The following is an 18,242-nucleotide window of genomic DNA, read 5'->3' as shown; positions in this document are numbered from 1 at the left end:
CCCTCAGCAGGGCCGAGCGTCGGCGGCCCGCGGTGCGGGGGCGTCGGGGGAGGCGTCGTCGCCGATCGCGGCGAGGACGCGCTGGGAGAACCCGCGGACGACTCCGGCGTCGGCGTCGAGCGCCTCGACGAAGTAGCGGCGGATGGCCTCGGTGTGCCCGCGGGTCGCCGCGAGCATGGCCCGGCGGCCGTCCGCGGTCAGCTCGACCCACGTGCCGCGGGCGTCCGACGAGCAGTCGGAGCGCCGCACGAGGCCGCGCCTCTCCATGCGGGTGACCTGGTGGCTGACGCGGCTCTTCTCCCAGCCGATCTGCTCGGCGATGTCGCGCACGCGGAGCCGCCGGTCGGAGCTGCGCCCGAGCCCGACGAGGATCTCGTACTCGGGGGCGGAGACGCCGGAGTCGTGGTGCAGCCGGAGCTCGAGGGCCCGGTCGAGGCGGCGCCGCATCGCGTAGAACTCGTCCCAGACGGCCCAGTCGTCGTCGGTGAGCGGGTCGGGCATGGGCCCAGCATAGGGACGCGTGCCAGGGCAGGGTCGGCGGCGCGGCATATCCTCTGCTCATGTCCGATCTGCGCGCCGCCGACCTCCCGCAGCAGACCGTCGAGACGGCACGTCGCTGGGCCGCGGCCGCCGCCGCGTCCCCCGCCGACCGCGACGCCGCGCGCCTCACCGCGGTCGTCCGAGACCCCGACGGGCTCGCCTTCAGCCTCGCGGTCGTCGACGGCGTGCTGGGGGCCGCCGACCCCGCCGTCGCGGCCCGCACGCTCGACGCGCTCAGCCGCTCGATGCCGTCGACGCTGCCCTGGCACCTCCGCGCCGCCGTCTCTGCCGCGGGCGGGTTCGGCCCGCTCGCTCCGCGGTCGGTCATCGGCGTGGCGCGGAAGGCGCTCCGTCGCACGCTGCAGCACCTCGTGGTCGACGCCGCGCCCGACAAGCGGGGCGCCGCCCTGGCCGCGCTGCGGGCCCGAGAGGGCGTCCGCCTCGACGTCAGCGTGCTGGGTCCGGCGGTGCTCGGCCGGGCCGGCGCCGACCGGCGGCTCGCCGAGCTGACCGCCGTGCTCGGCCACGACGACGTCGCGGGCGTCCGCACGACCGTCGACGCCGTCGTCGGGCCGTCCTCCCCGTGGGCCGTCGACGAGACCAGCGCGCTCGCGGTCGAGCGGCTCACGCCGCTCTACGAGCGGGCCCTGGCCGCCGAGCCCGCCCGGCTGGTGACCCTCGAGGTGACCAGCTCGGCCGACCTCGACCTCACCATCGACGTCTTCACGCGCCTCCTCGACCAGCCTCACCTGCGCGACCTCGTCGCCGGCGTCGCGCTCCCCACCGGCCTGCCCGACTCGCTGCCCTCGCTCCAGCTGCTCACCGACTGGGCGCGCGGCCGCGTCGCCCGCGGCGGCGCCCCGATCCGCGTCCGGCTCTCCGCCGGCGGCGACCCGTCGTCCGCGGTCGCCGAGGCTGACCGCCACGGCTGGGCCGCCGCCACGCCGCCGGCCCCGGTCGAGGCCGACGCCGCCCACCACCGGGTGCTCGACTGGGCGCTGCGCCCCGCCCACGCCGAGGTCGCCCACGTCGCGGTCGCCGCCCGCGGCCGCCTCGACCTCGCCCACGCCTGGACCCTCGCGCGGGCGCGGGAGGTCACGCACCTGCTCGACCTGGAGGCGGAGCTCGGAGCGGCCGAGGCCGACGCCGTGCTGGCCGAGGCCGGCGGGCTCGTGCTGCACGTGCCGGTCGCGCCGCACGCCGAGCCCGACGCGGCCGTCCCGTGGCTGCTCCACCGGCTCAGCGAGTCGGCGGAGGCCACCGCCGACGACCTCGACGCGGCGGTCGAGCGCTGGCTCGCCGCGGCGGAGCTCGCGGCCCGGGGCGACGACCTCGTCACCCGGCCCGCTGCGCCCGGTCACGGCGGGGTCGGCGACACCGACCCGGCCCTCGAGCGCAGTCGGCGGGCCGCCCGTCGCGTCCTGGCCCGCGCCGCGACGTCGCACGCGGGCGTGGAGACCGTCGGCCGCTCCCGCGTGCTCGACCGCGACGCCCTCGAGGAGGTCGTCTCCCGCACGGCCCAGGCCGGCGTCCTGTGGGGCCACGCCGAGGCCGCCACACGGGCCCAGCTCCTCGACAGGGCGGCCGCGGCGCTCGCCGCGGCCCGCACGACCCTGGTCGAGGTGCTGGTCGGCGAGACGGGCACCACGGTCGGGGAGGCCGACCACCAGGTCAGCGAGGTGGTCGACGCGGCGCGGCGGCACGCGGCCCTGGCGCGCGGCCTCGAGGGCGTCACGGGAGCGCGCTGGGCGCCTCCCCGGCTGACGGTCGTGGTCTCGGACGCCGCCGCCGCCCTCGCGGCGCCCGCCGAGGGCGCGACCGCGGCCCTCGCCGCCGGCAGCGGCGTCGTGCTGAAGCCCGACCCCCGCACGCGGCGCACCTCCGCCGTGCTCTGCGAGGTGCTCTGGGCGGCCGGCGTCCCGCCCGAGCTGCTGGCGCTCGCCGAGCTCGACGAGGACGACCTCGGCCGCGACCTCGTCGTGCACCCCGCCGTCGACCGCGTCGTGTTCTCGGGCTCGGTCGAGACGGCCCGCCTGTTCCGGTCGTGGCGGCCCGACCTGCCGCTCACGGCCCGGCTCGACGCCCCCGGGGTCGTCGTCGTGACGCCGAGCGCCGACGTCGACCTCGCCGTCGACGCGATCGTGCGCGGCGCGGTCGCCGGTGCGGGCCGCTCGCGCGTCGCGACCAGCCACGTGCTGCTCGTCGGCTCGGCCGGTGACGACCCCCGCCTGCGCCGGCAGCTCGTCGACGCCGTCTCGAGCCTCGAGGTCGGGCGGGCCGACGACCTCTCCACCCGCCTCGGCCCGCTCGTCGAGCCCGCCGGGCCGGCCCTCCGGGCCGCGCTCACGACGCTGCGCGAGGGCGACCGCTGGCTGGTCGAGCCCCGTCAGCTCGACGACGAGGGCGCGCTCTGGTCGCTCGGGGTCGTCGAGGGCGTCGGCGAGCCGGGCGTGGTCGACGAGGCCGTCCGCGGCCCGCTGCTGCGCGTCGTGCGGGTCGCCACGCTCGATGAGGCCCTCGCCCACCAGGCCGCCCTCGGCGGCGGCCACGTGGCCGCCGTCGCCTCGCGCGACGTCGACGAGGTGGCCCGCTGGGTGCGCCGCACCGACGCCGGTGCCCTCGTCGTGAACGGCAGCACCGCCGACGTCGCCGCCCGACGTCAGCCGGCGGCGGGCTGGGGCCGCTCGTCGGTGGGCATGGTCTCGCCGACCGGTGCCGACGCCGTGGTGGCCCAGGGGCGGTGGTGGAGCGTGCCGCGCGAGCCGCAGGCGTCGCTCCGCCTCACCGGCCTGTCGGAGGCGGTGGTGGCGGTCATCGAGGCCGCCCGCTCCGGGCTGTCGTTCGAGCAGTTCGACCGCGTCCGGTCCGGCGCGGTCTCCGACGAGCAGGCCTGGCAGGCGGTCTTCGCCCCCCGGGAGGCCGTCGGAGCCGGCGTCGAGAGGGTCCTGCTGCGGCACCGGGCGCGACCGGTCGTCGTCCGCCTCTCGTCCGACGGCGACCTCGCCGACCTGGTGCGCCTCCTCGTGGCGGCGGCGCGGGCCGGCGCCCCGGTCGACGTGAGCTCGCCCGTGCCCCTGCCGGCGGCGCTCGTCCAGCTCGTGCGGGCGCCCGGGGCGCCGCTCCGCGTGGGCGAGATCGTGGTCGAGGGCGACGAGGCGTTCCGTGCCCGGGCGGCCGCCGGCCTGCTGCAGCGCGGCGGCGGGCGGCCCGACCCCCTCGACGACCTCGAGCTGCTGGCCCGGGCGGCCGAGCCCGACGCGGCGGAGGGCGCCTCCGACGACGAGGCCGCCGCCGGGGCCGCGGGAGCCGTCGCGCGGGACGCCCGGGGAGACGGGCACCTGCCCGCCGCCGACCCGAAGGCCGTGGCTCGGTACCGCGACCTGGTCGTCCGGTTGGTGGGCGGCGACCCGCGGGCGCTCGCCGTGGCCGTCGGCGGCAGCCTCGACGTCGTCGTGCACGCGGGCGACGTCACGGAGGAGGGGCGGGTCGAGCTGCTGCCCTTCGTGCGCGAGCAGGCGGTGGCGGTGGTCACCCACCGGGCCGGCCACGTCGACCCGGCGTTCCGCGACCTGCGCCTGTAGGGCGCGGGGCCGCACCGCGGGGCGGCGCGCGTTCCGTGCGCGGAGCGCGCTCGGCGCTCGGCGCGCTACGCGGGCTGGCGGCTGATCAGCTTCGAGAGCACGATGGCGCTGCGGGTGTGGTCGACGTTCGGGGCGTTCCGGACGCGCTCGAGCGCCTCCTCGAGCGACGGGATGTCGCGGCTGCGCATGTGCACGATCGCGTCGGCGCTGCCCGTGACCGTGCCGGCGTCGACCACCTCCGGCACCGTGCTGAGGATGCGCTGCAGCTCGGCCGGCGACACGGTGCCCCGGCAGAAGAGCTCGACGAACGCCTCCGTGCCGAGTCCGTCGACGGCGGGGTCGACCTGCACCGTGAACCCCTTGATGACGCCGTCGGCCACCAGACGGTCGACGCGTCGCTTCACGGCGGAGGCGCTGAGGCCCACCGACGAGCCGATGTCGCCGTAGCCCGCCCGGGCGTTCTGGCGCAGCAGGTCGATGATGCCGTAGTCGAGGTTGTCCACATCGGGCATCCTACGCTAGAAAGTTGCGCGGTGGGCCTCGCCTGCGCAACTTAAGTGCGTCCTGAGCGTCCATGATGCGCAGGCTGCGTGTGACACTGGCTGGCGTGAGCATCGCAGCCCCCACCGCCCAGCCCTCCGCAGCCGCCTCGCCGGCGCCGACGCGACGGGCCTCCCGCCGCACGGTGCTGATGTGCCGGCCCGACCACTTCACGGTCAGCTACCGCATCAACCCGTGGATGGACCCGTCGAAGCCGACCTCCACGTCGCTCGCCGTGCGGCAGTGGGAGTCACTGTACGAGACCTACCTCCGGCTCGGCATCCAGGTCGAGCTGATCGACCCGCTGCCCGGTCTGCCCGACATGGTCTACGCGGCCAACGGGGGCTTCGTGCTCGACGGCGTCGCCTACGGCGCCAAGTTCACCTACCCCGAGCGCCAGCCCGAGGGCCCCGCCTACATGGAGTGGTTCCGGCAGGCGGGCCTCCGCGTCGCCGAGCCCGTCGAGGTCAACGAGGGCGAGGGCGACTTCCTCCTCGTGGGCGACGTGATCCTCGCCGGCACGGGCTTCCGCAGCGCCTCTGACTCGCACGCCGAGCTCGCCCGGGTCACCGGTCGCGAGGTCGTCGGCCTGACCCTGGTCGACCCGCGGTTCTACCACCTCGACACCGCGGTGGCCGTGCTCGACCCGGAGCCGGTCGAGGGCGGCGCCCAGAACATCGCCTACCTCGAGAGCGCCTTCGACGAGCCCTCCCTGGCCGTGCTGCGCGAGCGGTTCCCCGACGCCGTCCTGGTCAGCGACGACGACGCGACCATCCTCGGCCTGAACAGCTACAGCGACGGTCTCCACGTGGTGATCGCCGAGAAGGCCACGGGGTTCGCGCGACAGCTGCGCGAGCGGGGCTACGAGCCGGTCGGCGTCGACCTCTCCGAGCTGCTGCTCGGCGGCGGCGGCGTGAAGTGCTGCACCCTGGAGCTGCGACGATGACGATCGACACGACCCGCGCCTCCGGCCCCACCGAGGCGGCCATCGCCGTCGAGGACGCCGCGCTGGCCCACAACTACCACCCGCTGCCCGTGGTCGTCGCGACCGCCGAGGGCGCCTGGGTCACCGACGTCGACGGCCGCCGCTACCTCGACTGCCTCGCCGCCTACTCGGCCGTGAACTTCGGCCACGGCCACCCGACCCTCGTCGCGGCCGCCCGTGACCAGCTCGACCGGGTGACGCTGACCAGCCGGGCGTTCCACAACGACCAGCTCGGCCCGTTCGCCGCCGAGCTCGCCGCCCTGCTCGGCAAGCAGATGGTGCTGCCGATGAACACCGGCGCCGAGGCCGTCGAGTCGGGCGTCAAGGTCGCGCGCGCCTGGGGCTACCGCGTCAAGGGCGTGCGGCCCGGGGCCGCGAAGATCATCGTGGCGTCGGGCAACTTCCACGGCCGCACCACGACGATCATCAGCTTCTCGGACGACGAGGAGGCGCGGGCCGACTTCGGCCCCTACACCCCCGGTTTCGTCACGGTGCCCTACGGCGACTCCGCCGCGCTCGAGGCCGCGATCGACGACGACACGGTGGCCGTGCTGCTCGAGCCGATCCAGGGCGAGGCGGGCGTCGTCGTGCCGCCGGCCGACTACCTGCCCGAGGTGCGCCGCATCACGCGGGAGCGCCGGGTGCTGTTCATCGCCGACGAGATCCAGTCGGGCCTCGGCCGGACCGGCGCGACCGTGAGCTGCGACCTCGTCGACGTCGTGCCCGACCTCTACCTGCTCGGCAAGGCCCTCGGCGGCGGCGTCGTGCCGGTCAGCGCCGTCGTCGGCGACCGCGACGTGCTCGGCGTGCTGCGGCCCGGCGAGCACGGCTCGACGTTCGGCGGCAACCCGCTCGCGGCGGCCGTGGGCCTCGCCGTCGTGCGGATGCTCGCCACCGGAGAGTGGCAGGAGCGCGCGGCGCGGCTCGGCGCCCGCCTGCGCGAGGGCCTCGACGCGCTCGTCGGCGAGGGCGTCGTCACCGTGCGCGGCGCCGGCCTGTGGATGGGCGTCGACATCGACCCCGCGGTCGGCACCGGGCGGGAGGTCTGCGAGGAGCTCATGCGCCGCGGCGTCCTCGCGAAGGACACGCACGGCTCGACCATCCGCCTCGCCCCGCCGCTGGTGATCACGGAGTCCGAGGTCGACGAGCTCGTGTCGACGCTCGGGGCCGTGCTGCGCGACCTCCGCGCCTGAGGTCGGGTCGCCGGCCGGCCTGGCCGCCCGGCTGGACCGGCCGCCTGGCCGCCCGGCTGCTCGGCCAGGCCCGGCCGGGCCTCAGCCGCCCGCGCGCCCCTCGGGCTTGACGAAGAGGTAGACGACGCTCCGCCCCGTGCGGTGCTCCTGGGCGTTCGCGAAGCCGAGGCCCTCGAGCAGCTCGCGGTCGTCGTCGGTCAGCACGTCGACCTGGCGCCGGACGATCCAGACCCGGTCGGTAGCGGCGAGGCGCTCCGAGAGCTCGGCGCGGTCGTCGGCGTCGTCGAGCTGGAGCGTCTCGTCGGTGAACCGGCCGGCGGCGATGCCCGAGCTGACGAAGGCCACGTCGTCGAGCCCCGCGAAGCGCTGCGGGTAGGCGTACAGAGCCTGGCGGGGCCGGGTCGAGACGACCCCGGTCGCGTCGAGCAGGACGGCATCGCCCGGGCGGGCCTGCTGCTCGACGTAGCTCGCGACCTGCGCGAGGTCGGCGCCGCCGCCCTTGCCGTCGGGCAGCCGCTGCAGCACGTACGTCGGCACCGAGGCCGCGACCAGCAGGGCGATCAGGGCGATGCTGACCCACCGCCTCCGGAACCCCGTGATGGCGACCGCCAGCAGCAGGCACATGCCCGGCGCCGACCAGGCCACCAGCCGGGCCTGGAAGAGCGGCGCGATGGCGAGGCCGACCAGCAGCATCACGCCGGTCGGCAGCACGACCCAGAGCGCGCCGAGCAGCACGACGCTGCCGGGGGTGCGCGAGCGGTCGCGGAGGCGCGTGCCGAGCAGGATGAGCAGGGCGGCGCCCAGCACGGCGTAGGCCACGGAGGTCGCGAACCAGGGCTCGACGAGCACCGAGTACCAGGTGACGTCGGAGCCCGTCGCGGGGTCGCCGTTGCCCAGCAGCCGAGTGCGCTCGCGGATGACCGTGCCGATCACCGGGGCGGTGACGAGCAGCGCGGCGCCGGTCGAGATGGACCAGCCGAGGAGGCGGTGGCGCGCTCCCCGACGACGTCGCTGCGCCGGGGCGAGCAGCAGGAAGACGCCGTGCACGAGCACGATCGTCGCCATCGGCACGAACACGGCGATGCACGCCGCGAGGCCGGCGCCGTAGGCGACCCACCACCACCGGCTCTGCCGCCGCGAGGCGACCAGGACGAGGACGGTCGCCCAGACGGCGAGGGCGGCGGTGAGGGCGTAGGGCCGGGCCTCCGCCGCCTCGAGGGTCAGCCGGGGCAGCACCGCGTAGATGCCGGCGGCGAGGACGGCCGTCGTGCGCGTCGTCAGCATCCGCACGAGCACCAGGAGGCCCGCGGCGCCGGCCCCCGCGGCGAGGGCGCTCGGCAGGCGGGTCGAGAGGGTGCTCTCGCCGAACAGGGTCGTCCAGGCGTGCATCACCACGTAGTAGGCGGTGTGCACGGCGTCCCGCTGGTGAGTGAACTCGAGCAGCGAGCCGAGGGGCAGGCGGGCGGCCTGGAGGGTGGTCGCCTCGTCGCTCCAGTACGACGGCACCCACGACGCCGCGAAGCCCACCAGCAGCGCCACCAGGCCGGCGACCACGGGGTCGAGCCAGCGGCTGCGGGGGTGTGCGACCGCGGGGTCGTGCCCGATGCTCACGCGACGGCGGCCCGGAGGTCAGGGGAGCCGGGCCCCGCGGCGGCGGGGCCCTCGGCGTGGCTCTCGGCAGCTGGGCACGGCATCGATCCGTGGACCTCTCGGTTCTTCGGGCGCGGGGACGGTCGTCCGATGCTAGCGGGTGCCCCTCCGACGCGTCGCGAGCGACCCCGGGGGGAGCTGCGGGCGGGCCCGGGCGGGCCGGGAGCGAGCCCGGGCACGTCGGCAGCGCGCGCCGGGCAACGAGAAAGCCCCCGGCGGGGCCGGGGGCTTCGTGGTGGCTGGACGCGGCGTCGATCCGCGGACCTTTCGATTTTCAGTCGAACGCTCTACCAACTGAGCTACCCAGCCGAGGGAGCCGTAGCTCCTGGTGAGAGGCGGTGCCTCTCGGACGGGGTGACCCGTCGCTGCGACCCTGACCGGACTTGAACCGGCGACCTCCGCCGTGACAGGGCGGCGCGCTAACCAACTGCGCTACAGGGCCAAACTGGTGGTGCGTGGTGTTTCCGTGAACGATGCTACCGGACTCGAGACCATTGCTGGAACCGTGACCCCAACGGGATTCGAACCCGTGCTGCCGCCGTGAAAGGGCGGTGTCCTAGGCCACTAAACGATGGGGCCGAGTGACCTCGGAAGATCACAGAGCAACCGAGGAAGGAGCATACGCAACCCGCGGCCACGATGCAAACCCGGGAGGCGCCTCCCCGGTCCAGGAGGGTCCCTCACGACCGCGACGCCCCGTCGCCACACCGACGGGGGTCTCGCTCGGAGGGGGGAGCGGGAGCTAGGTTCGACCTGTCCTTGATGCTTGGTCGCGACGGCCCTGCGCCCGGCCGGGCGGAGCCGCACGGCGCCTCGACCACGACGAACCGGTGATGCCTCATGATCTCGACCTCCCCCCGACGGCCGCGTGCCGCCCGCGGCCTCCTCACGAGCAGCGACCGCCGCCCCGTCCGCCTCGCCCTCGTCGCCGCCGCCCTCTCGCTGGCCGTCACCGGCAGCGTGCTCGCCGCCCCCACTCCCGCCCGGGCCGCCGACTACCCCACGTGGGAGCAGGTCGCCGCTGCCCAGGCGAACACGGACGCGAAGGCCGCCGAGATCGCCACCATCACGGGCCTCCTCGCCCAGCTCTCGACCGACCTCGAGGCCGCGAACGCCGACGCCGTCGCGAAGGGCGCGGCCTACGAGGAGGCGCAGACCGCCTACGACCAGGCCGAGTTCAAGCTCGGCCAGCTGCAGGACCAGGCCGACGCCGCGGACGCCGTCGCCGCCGCCAGCGAGGAGCGCGCGGGCCAGCTCGCCGCCCAGCTCGGCCGCTCGTCGGGCGGCAACGACATCAGCAGCAGCCTGATCGCCGACCCGGGCGACGCCAACGAGCTGCTGTACAAGATCGGCGCCATGTCGAAGCTGACCGAGCAGGCCGACGGCATCTACTCGCAGGCCACGCAGGACCGCAACACCGCCCAGTCGCTCAGCGACCAGGCCGACGTCGCCGCCACGGCGCTCAAGGCCCTGGCCGTCGAGGCGGAGGACGCGCTGGCGGCGGCCAACGAGGCCGCCCAGGCCGCGGCGGACGCCGTCGCCGCCCAGGAGGAGAACAAGAGCCGGCTCGACACGCAGCTCGCGATCCTCCAGTCGGACCTCACCACGACCAAGGAGGAGTTCGAGAAGGGCGAGGCCGAGCGCAAGGCCGCGGAGGCCGCCGCCGCCGCCGAGGCGGCCCGCCTGGGCAGCCCCACGAACGGCACCCCCACCGGCGTCGTCTCGAGCGCCGGCTGGACGCGCCCGTCGGGCGGGAACATCTCGAGCGGCTTCGGCATGCGGGTGAACCCGGTCACGCACGCCTACATCCTGCACGCGGGCACCGACCTCGCCGCGGCCTGCGGCACGCCGATCTTCGCGGCGACGAGCGGCACGGTGAGCTACGCCGGCTGGTACGGCGGCTACGGCAACTTCGTCCTGCTCGACAACGGCGGCGGCGTCACCACCGGCTACGGGCACCAGCCGAACGGCGGCATCACGGTGAGCGTGGGCCAGCACGTCGAGGTCGGGCAGCAGATCGGCCACGTCGGCTCGACCGGCAACTCGACCGGATGCCACCTGCACTTCGAGACGCGCGTCGGCGGCACGCCCGCCAACCCGGTCGACTTCATGGCGCAGCGCGGCATCCGCCTCTAGCGGCACGACGACGGAGGGCCCGACACCAGCAGGTGTCGGGCCCTCCGTCGTCGGCGGGTGCGGGTCAGTGGCCCTCGGCCGCCAGCTTCACGATGCCGGCCTCGACGATGGCCTCGGCCTCGGCGGCGTCGCCCCAGCCCTCGGTCTTGACCCACTTGCCGGGCTCGAGGTCCTTGTAGTGCTCGAAGAAGTGCTCGATCTCCTTGCGGAGGAACTCCGGCACGTCGGTGACGTCCTGGATGTGCTCCCAGCGCGGGTCCTTCGCCGGCACGGCGATGACCTTGGCGTCGCTGCCGCCGTCGTCGGTCATGTTGAAGACGCCCACGGGGCGGACCTTCACGCCCACGCCCGGGAAGAGCGGGTAGTCGAGCAGCACGAGCACGTCGACGGGGTCGCCGTCGAGGCCGAGGGTGTTCTCGAAGAACCCGTAGTCGGTCGGGTAGACGAAGCCGGTGAAGAGCACGCGGTCGAGGTAGACGCGACCGGTCTCGTGGTCGACCTCGTACTTGTTGCGGCTTCCCTTGGGGATCTCGATCACGGCGTCGTACGCGGCCATGGGTGCTCCTGGTTCAGTCGTGGGGGTGCCGACCAGACCGGTCGGCGGCTGCCGGTAACGTTACAAGATGCCCGACAGACCGCGTCTGACCCCCGCCATGGCCGACGTCCGCCGGGCCGTCCGCGGCTCCCTCGGCGACCTGGCCGCCGACTCCCTCGTGCTCGTCGCCCTGAGCGGCGGGCCCGACTCGCTGGCGCTCGCCGCGGCGACCGCGTTCGAGGCGCCCCGGGCGGGGCTGCGGGCCGGCGCCGTCGTGGTCGACCACGGGCTGCAGTCCGGGTCGGCCGAGGTGGCGGCCGCGGCCGCTTCCCAGGCGACGGCGCTCGGGCTCGCCCCGGTGGTCGTCCGCCGCGTCGCCGTCGGCGTCGAGGGCGGCCCGGAGGGGGCAGCCCGGGAGGCGCGCTACCGGGCCCTGCGCGAGGTCACGGCCGAGACCGGTGCGGTCGCGGTGCTCCTCGGCCACACCCTCGACGACCAGGCCGAGACCGTGCTGCTCGGGCTCGCGCGGGGGAGCGGGCCCACCAGCCTGCACGGGATGGACGCGGTGCGGGGGCCGTGGCGACGGCCGCTGCTGGCCGTCCGGCGGGAGACGACCCGCGCCTCCTGCGCCGACCTCGGGCTGGACCCCTGGCTCGACCCGCACAACGACGACGCCTCGTTCGCCCGCGTGCGCGTCCGGCAGGTCGTGCTGCCGGTGCTCGAGCGCGAGCTCGGCCCCGGCGTCGCGGAGGCCCTCGTCCGCACCGCGGCGCAGCTGCGTGAGGACTCCGAGGCGCTCGACCACTTCGCCGAGGAGCAGGCCGAGGAGGTCGCCGACCACGCCGAGGCCGGCATCTCGCTCGACGTCCGCGCGCTCGCGGCCGACCCGGCCGCGCTCCGACAGCGCTTGATCCGGCTGGCCGTCGAGGGCGAGTTCGGCGTCGTCCTCAGCCGCTCGCAGACCCTCGAGGTCGCCCGCCTCGTGACCGACTGGCACGGCCAGGGAGCCGTCTCGTTGCCGGGCGTTACAGTGGAGCGCACCGGGGGCGTGCTGCACTTCAGCGCCGCCGGCACCGCCTGAGGCCCGGCCGCTCGACCAGCGCCGCCGCCCCTCGCCCCCGACGTCGTCACCTCCGACGTCGTCGCCCCCACCCCGTCATCCCCGACCCCCCAGGAGAACGCGCGCCCATGGAACTCAGCGACATCGACGGCGACCTCACCAGCGTCCTCTACACCGAGGAGCAGATCCACGCGAAGATCGCGGAGGTCGCCCGCCAGGTCGAGGTCGACTACGCCGGCCGTGACCCGCTGCTCGTGGGCGTGCTCAAGGGCGCCGTCATGGTGATGGCCGACTTCGCGCGCGAGCTGAAGCTCAACGCGCCGATGGACTGGATGGCCGTGTCGTCGTACGGCTCGGGGACGAAGTCGTCGGGCGTCGTGCGCATCCTGAAAGACCTGGACACCGACCTGCACGGTCGCGACGTCATCATCGTCGAGGACATCATCGACTCGGGCCTGACCCTCTCGTGGCTGCTCGAGAACCTCAAGAGCCGCGGCGCCGCCTCCGTCGAGATCTTCGCCCTGCTCCGCAAGCCTGCCGCGGCCAAGGTGCAGGTCGACGTGAAGTACGTCGGCTACGAGATCCCCAACGACTTCGTCGTGGGGTACGGCCTCGACTTCGACGAGAAGTACCGCAACCTGCGCGGCGTCGGGGTGCTGGCGCCCCACGTCTACAGCTGACCGGGGCCCGGGCGGGCCGAGGGCCCGACGGGGGCCGTGGCCCCAGTGAGGGGCTCCCCGACCGCTCAGAGCGAACACCCACCAGCCCCCGAGGGGACGCGAGGTAACCTCTCCCTCACGTTCTCCCTGCAGAAAGGTGTCGGGCTCCGCCCGTACTGACATGGACCTCAAGAAACTCTTCCGCGGACCGATCATCTACGTCGTGATCGCGGTGCTCGGCATCGGGATCGGCTGGAGCGTCATCAGCGCCTCCGGCTCGACGCGCGTGTCGACCCAGAAGGGCCTCGAGGCTCTGAACGACGACAAGGTCTCCTCGGCGACCATCTTCAGCAACGAGCAGCGCGTCGACCTCGTCCTGAAGGACGGCGACGAGCAGCAGCAGTTCTACTACGCGACCCCGCGCGGCGACGAGGTCGTCCAGGCGGTCGACGACGCGAAGCTCGAGAGCTTCGACGACAACGTCACGCAGGGCAACTGGTTCCTCTCGCTGCTGAGCGTCCTCCTGCCCTTCGTGATCATCGGCGCCATCTTCTGGTTCCTGCTCTCGTCGATGCAGGGCGGCGGCAGCAAGGTCATGCAGTTCGGCAAGTCCAAGGCCAAGCTCGCGTCGAAGGAGACGCCGCAGGTCATGTTCACCGACGTGGCCGGCGCCGACGAGGCCATCGAGGAGCTCGAGGAGATCAAGGAGTTCCTCAAGGAGCCCGCGAAGTTCCAGGCCGTCGGTGCGCGCATCCCCAAGGGCGTGCTGCTCTACGGCCCTCCCGGCACCGGCAAGACCCTTCTGGCCCGCGCCGTCGCCGGCGAGGCCGGCGTGCCGTTCTTCTCGATCTCCGGCTCGGACTTCGTCGAGATGTTCGTCGGCGTCGGCGCCAGCCGCGTCCGAGACCTCTTCGAGCAGGCCAAGCAGAACTCCCCCGCCATCATCTTCGTCGACGAGATCGACGCCGTCGGCCGCCACCGCGGCGCCGGCGTCGGCGGCGGCAACGACGAGCGCGAGCAGACGCTGAACCAGCTGCTCGTCGAGATGGACGGCTTCGACGTCAAGACCAACGTCATCCTGATCGCGGCGACCAACCGTCCCGACGTGCTCGACCCCGCCCTCCTGCGCCCCGGCCGCTTCGACCGCCAGATCGGCGTCGACGCCCCGGGCCTGGACGGCCGCAAGCAGATCCTCGAGGTGCACGGCAAGGGCAAGCCCCTCGCCGCCTCGGTCAACCTGGAGGTGCTGGCCCGCAAGACGCCGGGCTTCACCGGTGCCGACCTGGCCAACGTGCTCAACGAGGCCGCGCTGCTGACGGCTCGCTCGAACGCGCAGCTGATCGACAACCGCGCCCTCGACGAGGCCGTCGACCGCGTCATGGCCGGCCCGCAGCGCCGCAGCCGCATCATGAACGACCACGAGAAGCTCATCACCGCGTACCACGAGGGCGGCCACGCCCTCGCCGCCGCGGCGATGCGCCACACCGACCCGGTCACGAAGATCACGATCCTGCCGCGCGGCCGTGCCCTGGGCTACACGATGGTGCTTCCCCTGGAGGACAAGTACAGCGTGACCCGCAACGAGCTGCTCGACCAGCTCACCTACGCCATGGGCGGCCGCGTCGCGGAGGAGCTCGTCTTCCACGACCCGACCACCGGCGCCTCGAACGACATCGAGAAGGCCACGGGCACCGCCCGCAAGATGGTCACCGAGTTCGGCATGAGCAACAAGGTCGGCTCGGTCAAGCTCGGCCAGGGCTCGGGCGAGCAGTTCATGGGCCGCGACATGGGCCAGCGCGACTACTCGGAGACGATCGCCGAGACCGTCGACGCCGAGGTGCGCGTGCTGCTCGAGCAAGCGCACGACGAGGCCTGGGCCGTCATCAACGACAACCGCGACATCCTCGACCACCTCGCCGCCGAGCTCCTCGAGAAGGAGACCCTCGACCACGACGAGCTGGCGGAGATCTTCAAGGACGTCAAGAAGCTGCCCGAGCGCCCGCAGTGGCTCTCCAGCGACAAGCGCCCCGTGTCGGACCGCCCCGCGATCCCGATGCCGACGAAGGCGCCCGTCGACGCCGACGCCGTCGACGGCGGGGTCGGCTCCGAGCCGGAGCCCGAGGGCCTCACGACCCGCAAGCGCCCGCCGCGCACTGCTCCCGGCATCGCCACGGCCTGAGCGGGCCACCCGACCGGGGCGGTGTGGAGCTCCCGCCCCGGTCGGTAGCCTGGTCAGTCGAACCGTAGGCCTGATGGCAAGGAGCACCTCGTGACCGACTCGCCGACCGGCGGCTCCCGCCGCGACCCGGCCGCCGCGCCCGACGCTCCGGCGTGGAGGCGGCCCCGTGGGCGCGAGCGGTACCCCGACCCGGTCGAGGTGGACGCTCCGCCGACGTCGGCCCCGGCCTCCGGCACGGAGCGACGCCTCGCGCTCGCCCTCGACGAGACGGCCGCCGTCCGGCCGCCCGCCCAGCTCCCTCCCGTGACGCACACGCCGGCGACGCGGGCAGCGGCGGAGGTGCCCGCCGCGGTGATCCGCGTGCCGCCGGCCCGGACTCCCGCGCAGCCGACGCCGACTCCCGCGCAGCCGACCCCGGCGCAGCCCGCGCAGCCGACGCCGGCGCGCGACGCCGTGTCGCGACGCGCGGTCTCGACCCCGGTGCAGGCGGGCGGCGAGGCCGAGCCGACCCGCGCCTCCGGCCGTCGCCTCGTCGCGGGGGGCCGCTTCGACGGCCCGCTGCCCGTCGGCGCCGAGCGCACCCGGATCGGCTCGCACGCCGCCCCCGGGCTGGTCGACGGGCCTCCGCGCTCCTCGGTCGAGCCCGGCCGGCCCCGTGGTGAGCGCGCACGGCGTCGGGGAGCCGACGCGGCGCCCGTCGTCGTCCGGTCCCGCCCGGCCGTCCCGCTCGACCTGCTGCCCGCCGACGGCGGCCGCGCCCTCGTGATGGGCATCCTCAACGTGACCCCCGACTCCTTCAGCGACGGCGGCCGCTGGGTCGGCCTCGGCGCCGCCCTCGACCACGCTCGCGAGCTCGTCGCCGCGGGTGCCGACCTCGTCGACGTGGGCGGCGAGTCCACGCGCCCCGGGGCGTCCCGGGTCGACCCGCTCGAGGAGCAGCGCCGCGTGCTGCCCGTCGTCCGCGAGCTGGCGTCCGAGGGCGTGCGGGTCAGCGTCGACACGATGAACGCCTCCACGGCGCGCGCCGCCGTCGAGGCCGGCGCCGACGTCATCAACGACGTCTCGGGCGGCCTCGCCGACGACGCGATGGCCGACGTGGCCGCCGAGACCGAGCGGCTCTTCGTCGCCATGCACTGGCGCGGTCACCTCGAGCACGGCCGCGGCGCGCCCGACTACGGCGGCGACGTCGCCCGCCGCGTCCGCGACGAGCTCGCCGCCCGCGTCGACGCCCTCGCGGGCCGGGGCGTGCGCCTCGACCGCCTCGTGCTCGACCCCGGCGTCGGCTTCTCGAAGGACGCCGCCCAGAACTGGCGCGTGCTCGCGGCCCTGCCCGAGCTGGCCCGCCTCGGCCAGCCACTGCTGGTGGGGGCGTCGCGCAAGAGGTTCCTCGGCGAGCTGCTGCCCGACGGCGCTCCGCCCGAGCACCGCGACCTCCCCACCGCCGTGGTGAGCGTGCTCGCGGCCCAGGAAGGCGTGTGGGCGGTGCGTGTGCACGACGCGGCCGGCACCCGCGTCGCCCTCGACGTGCTGCACGCCTGGCAGGGCGCCGCCGTGCCCGCGCGACCGGCGAGGCACGCGTGACCGCCGAGGTGCCGGTGGGCGGCGTCGCGGACGCCGCCGGCGCTGCTGCCGCCGGCGCTGCTGCTGACGGCGCAGCTCCGGCCGCCCCGGCCCGCCGTCTCGTGCCGCGCGGCCTGGACGTGCTGCGCCTGAGCGGCGTGCGGGCCACCGGACACCACGGCGTCTTCGAGCACGAGCGCCGCGACGGCCAGGAGTTCGTGGTCGACGTCGTCGTGCACCTCGACGCCGCGCCGGCCGCCGACGGCGACGACCTCGCGCAGACCGTCCACTACGGCGTGCTCGCCGAGCAGCTCGTCGCCGCCGTCGAGCGCGACCCGGTCGACCTCGTCGAGACCCTCGCCGAGCGGCTCGCGCACGTCGTGCTGTCGTTCCCCGCCGCGGTGCGGGCCGAGGTCACGGTGCACAAGCCCCACGCGCCGATCACGGTGCCGTTCGGCGACGTGTCGATCACCGTCGTCCGGGAGCGCGCGTGAGCACGGCGGGGCCCGCGCGCCCCGGCTCCGTCCCGGTCCCCGGCTCCCCCACCGCGCCTCCCGGGCCCCTCGCCCGTCGCGCGGTGATCGCGCTCGGCTCCAACCTCGGCGACCGCGACGGGCTGCTCCGCGACGCCGTCGCGGCCCTCGACGCCGTCGACGGGGTGCACGTCGTCGCAGCGTCCGCTCCCGTCTCGTCGGTGGCCGTCACGCTCGACGGGCCCGACGAGAGCAAGCCCGACTACCTCAACGCCGTCGCCCTCGTCGACACCACCCTCGGGGGTCTCGACCTGCTGGCGGCCCTGCAGTCGATCGAGTCCGACCGGGGCCGGGTGCGCACCGAGCGCTGGGGGGACCGCACCCTCGACCTCGACGTGGTCGTGCTCGGCGACGACGAGAGCGACGACCCGCGCCTCACGCTGCCCCACCCGCGCGCCGCCGGGCGGGCCTTCGTGCTCGAGCCCTGGCTGCAGGTCGAGCCGGAGGCGCGGCTCGGCCGGGCAGGGCGCGTCGCCGACCTGCTCGCCGCGCTGCCCGACCGCACCCGGCCGGTCGCGGGAGCCGGCGCGCTGTGGCCGCCCGCCGAGCGCGCTCCCGGCGCCGTCCGCTCCGAGCCCGCCGCCACCGCCCCCGACCACACCCCCGGAGCCGACGCGTGAGACACACCCGCCCCGCCACCCTGATCGGCCTCGCCCTCGTCGCCCTCGTGGTCGGCTTCGTGCTCGACGCGGCGCTCGTCGCGACCGGTCGGCCGTCGATCGTGCCGCCCGTGGTGCTCGGTCTCGTGCTGCTCGCCATCGGCGGCATCGTCGTGACGATGGCGATGCCGGTCCGCCGCGTGGCCCGGGGCTCGCGCACCGAGCGCGTCGACCCGTACTACGCGACCCGGGTGCTGCTGCTCGCGAAGGCCAGCAGCCTGGCCGGGGCGCTCTTCGGCGGCGGCGCCGGCGGGGTGCTGCTGTTCATGACGACGCGCGGCGTGGGGGTGGCAGTAGGCTCCGTCGTGCCCGCGGTCGTGGCCGTCGTGGGGGGCCTCGGCCTCCTCGTCGGGGGGATCGTCGCCGAGCACATGTGCACCGTGCCGCCCGGTGACGACGACGACGGCGGGCCGGGGGCCCAGGCCGCCTGAG

At 75.3% G+C, this 18,242-nt stretch carries 15 protein-coding genes and 3 tRNA genes; 11 read left to right on the top strand and 7 right to left on the bottom strand.

Annotated elements, in window-relative coordinates:
• Positions 1–3: 3 nt before the first annotated feature.
• Entirely contained in the window at positions 4–501 is a 498-nt protein-coding gene (locus tag ASF82_RS13465) for a MarR family winged helix-turn-helix transcriptional regulator (protein ID WP_056057968.1), read from the bottom strand.
• Between the two features lie 59 nt (positions 502–560).
• Here ASF82_RS13465 and ASF82_RS13460 point away from each other — a divergent pair, with 59 nt between their 5' ends.
• Entirely contained in the window at positions 561–4,121 is a 3,561-nt protein-coding gene (locus ASF82_RS13460) for a proline dehydrogenase family protein (RefSeq protein WP_056057965.1), read from the top strand.
• A gap of 65 nt (positions 4,122–4,186) precedes the next feature.
• On the opposite strand, the gene ASF82_RS13455 is transcribed toward ASF82_RS13460, so the two are convergent.
• On the bottom strand, positions 4,187–4,624 hold the full coding sequence (locus ASF82_RS13455; RefSeq protein ID WP_056057962.1) for an Lrp/AsnC family transcriptional regulator: 438 nt from the start codon (positions 4,622–4,624) through the stop codon (positions 4,187–4,189).
• Between the two features lie 104 nt (positions 4,625–4,728).
• Between ASF82_RS13455 and ddaH the strand changes: the two genes are divergently transcribed.
• The gene (ddaH, locus tag ASF82_RS13450) at positions 4,729–5,607 is read left to right on the top strand and encodes a dimethylargininase (protein WP_056057959.1); all 879 of its coding nucleotides are present in this window, start codon (positions 4,729–4,731) and stop codon (positions 5,605–5,607) included.
• Complete coding sequence (gene rocD / locus ASF82_RS13445) at positions 5,604–6,839, top strand: ornithine--oxo-acid transaminase (RefSeq protein ID WP_056057956.1); 1,236 nt, start codon at positions 5,604–5,606, stop codon at positions 6,837–6,839. The genes ddaH and rocD overlap by 4 nt, the downstream gene beginning before the upstream one ends.
• Before the next feature lie 81 nt (positions 6,840–6,920).
• On the opposite strand, the gene ASF82_RS13440 is transcribed toward rocD, so the two are convergent.
• The 4 genes from ASF82_RS13440 to ASF82_RS13425 form a co-directional block, all read right to left on the bottom strand.
• Positions 6,921–8,450 (bottom strand): glycosyltransferase family 39 protein, encoded by a 1,530-nt coding sequence (locus ASF82_RS13440; RefSeq protein ID WP_056057954.1) that lies wholly within the window; start codon positions 8,448–8,450, stop codon positions 6,921–6,923.
• Between the two features lie 272 nt (positions 8,451–8,722).
• Positions 8,723–8,798: transfer RNA gene (locus tag ASF82_RS13435), tRNA-Phe, on the bottom strand.
• 59 nt (positions 8,799–8,857) lie between these two features.
• A tRNA-Asp gene (locus ASF82_RS13430) sits at positions 8,858–8,931 on the bottom strand.
• Between the two features lie 64 nt (positions 8,932–8,995).
• Positions 8,996–9,068 (bottom strand) — tRNA-Glu (locus ASF82_RS13425).
• A 261-nt stretch (positions 9,069–9,329) separates the two neighbouring features.
• Here ASF82_RS13425 and ASF82_RS13420 point away from each other — a divergent pair.
• Positions 9,330–10,625 carry a M23 family metallopeptidase gene (locus tag ASF82_RS13420; RefSeq protein ID WP_056057951.1) on the top strand — a complete coding sequence of 432 codons (1,296 nt, stop codon included), beginning with the start codon at positions 9,330–9,332 and terminating at the stop codon, positions 10,623–10,625.
• A 64-nt stretch (positions 10,626–10,689) separates the two neighbouring features.
• Here ASF82_RS13420 and ppa read toward each other — a convergent pair whose 3' ends face one another.
• Positions 10,690–11,181 carry an inorganic diphosphatase gene (ppa, locus tag ASF82_RS13415; protein ID WP_056057947.1) on the bottom strand — a complete coding sequence of 164 codons (492 nt, stop codon included), beginning with the start codon at positions 11,179–11,181 and terminating at the stop codon, positions 10,690–10,692.
• A gap of 67 nt (positions 11,182–11,248) precedes the next feature.
• Between ppa and tilS the strand changes: the two genes are divergently transcribed.
• The 7 genes from tilS (at position 11,249) to ASF82_RS13380 (ending at position 18,241) form a co-directional block, all read left to right on the top strand.
• Positions 11,249–12,241 carry a tRNA lysidine(34) synthetase TilS gene (gene tilS, locus ASF82_RS13410; protein ID WP_056057944.1) on the top strand — a complete coding sequence of 331 codons (993 nt, stop codon included), beginning with the start codon at positions 11,249–11,251 and terminating at the stop codon, positions 12,239–12,241.
• A 107-nt stretch (positions 12,242–12,348) separates the two neighbouring features.
• On the top strand, positions 12,349–12,900 hold the full coding sequence (gene hpt / locus ASF82_RS13405) for a hypoxanthine phosphoribosyltransferase (RefSeq protein WP_056057941.1): 552 nt from the start codon (positions 12,349–12,351) through the stop codon (positions 12,898–12,900).
• 160 nt (positions 12,901–13,060) lie between these two features.
• Positions 13,061–15,058 carry an ATP-dependent zinc metalloprotease FtsH gene (gene ftsH / locus ASF82_RS13400; protein WP_056057937.1) on the top strand — a complete coding sequence of 666 codons (1,998 nt, stop codon included), beginning with the start codon at positions 13,061–13,063 and terminating at the stop codon, positions 15,056–15,058.
• A gap of 90 nt (positions 15,059–15,148) precedes the next feature.
• Positions 15,149–16,639, top strand: a complete 1,491-nt coding sequence (gene folP / locus ASF82_RS16375; protein WP_369814280.1) for a dihydropteroate synthase — start codon at positions 15,149–15,151, stop codon at positions 16,637–16,639.
• Complete coding sequence (folB, locus tag ASF82_RS13390; RefSeq protein ID WP_235491289.1) at positions 16,636–17,112, top strand: dihydroneopterin aldolase; 477 nt, start codon at positions 16,636–16,638, stop codon at positions 17,110–17,112. Before folP ends, folB begins: the two co-directional genes overlap by 4 nt.
• Positions 17,109–17,771, top strand: a complete 663-nt coding sequence (gene folK / locus ASF82_RS13385; protein ID WP_082514639.1) for a 2-amino-4-hydroxy-6-hydroxymethyldihydropteridine diphosphokinase — start codon at positions 17,109–17,111, stop codon at positions 17,769–17,771. The genes folB and folK overlap by 4 nt, the downstream gene beginning before the upstream one ends.
• The gene (locus ASF82_RS13380) at positions 17,768–18,241 is read left to right on the top strand and encodes a DUF3180 family protein (protein ID WP_056057934.1); all 474 of its coding nucleotides are present in this window, start codon (positions 17,768–17,770) and stop codon (positions 18,239–18,241) included. The genes folK and ASF82_RS13380 overlap by 4 nt, the downstream gene beginning before the upstream one ends.
• The last annotated feature ends 1 nt before the right edge of the window (position 18,242 follow it).

This window comes from Frigoribacterium sp. Leaf164, from assembly GCF_001423665.1.
Taxonomy (GTDB): Bacteria; Actinomycetota; Actinomycetes; order Actinomycetales; family Microbacteriaceae; genus Frigoribacterium; species Frigoribacterium endophyticum.
This window is presented reverse-complemented; position numbering and strand designations above follow the sequence as displayed.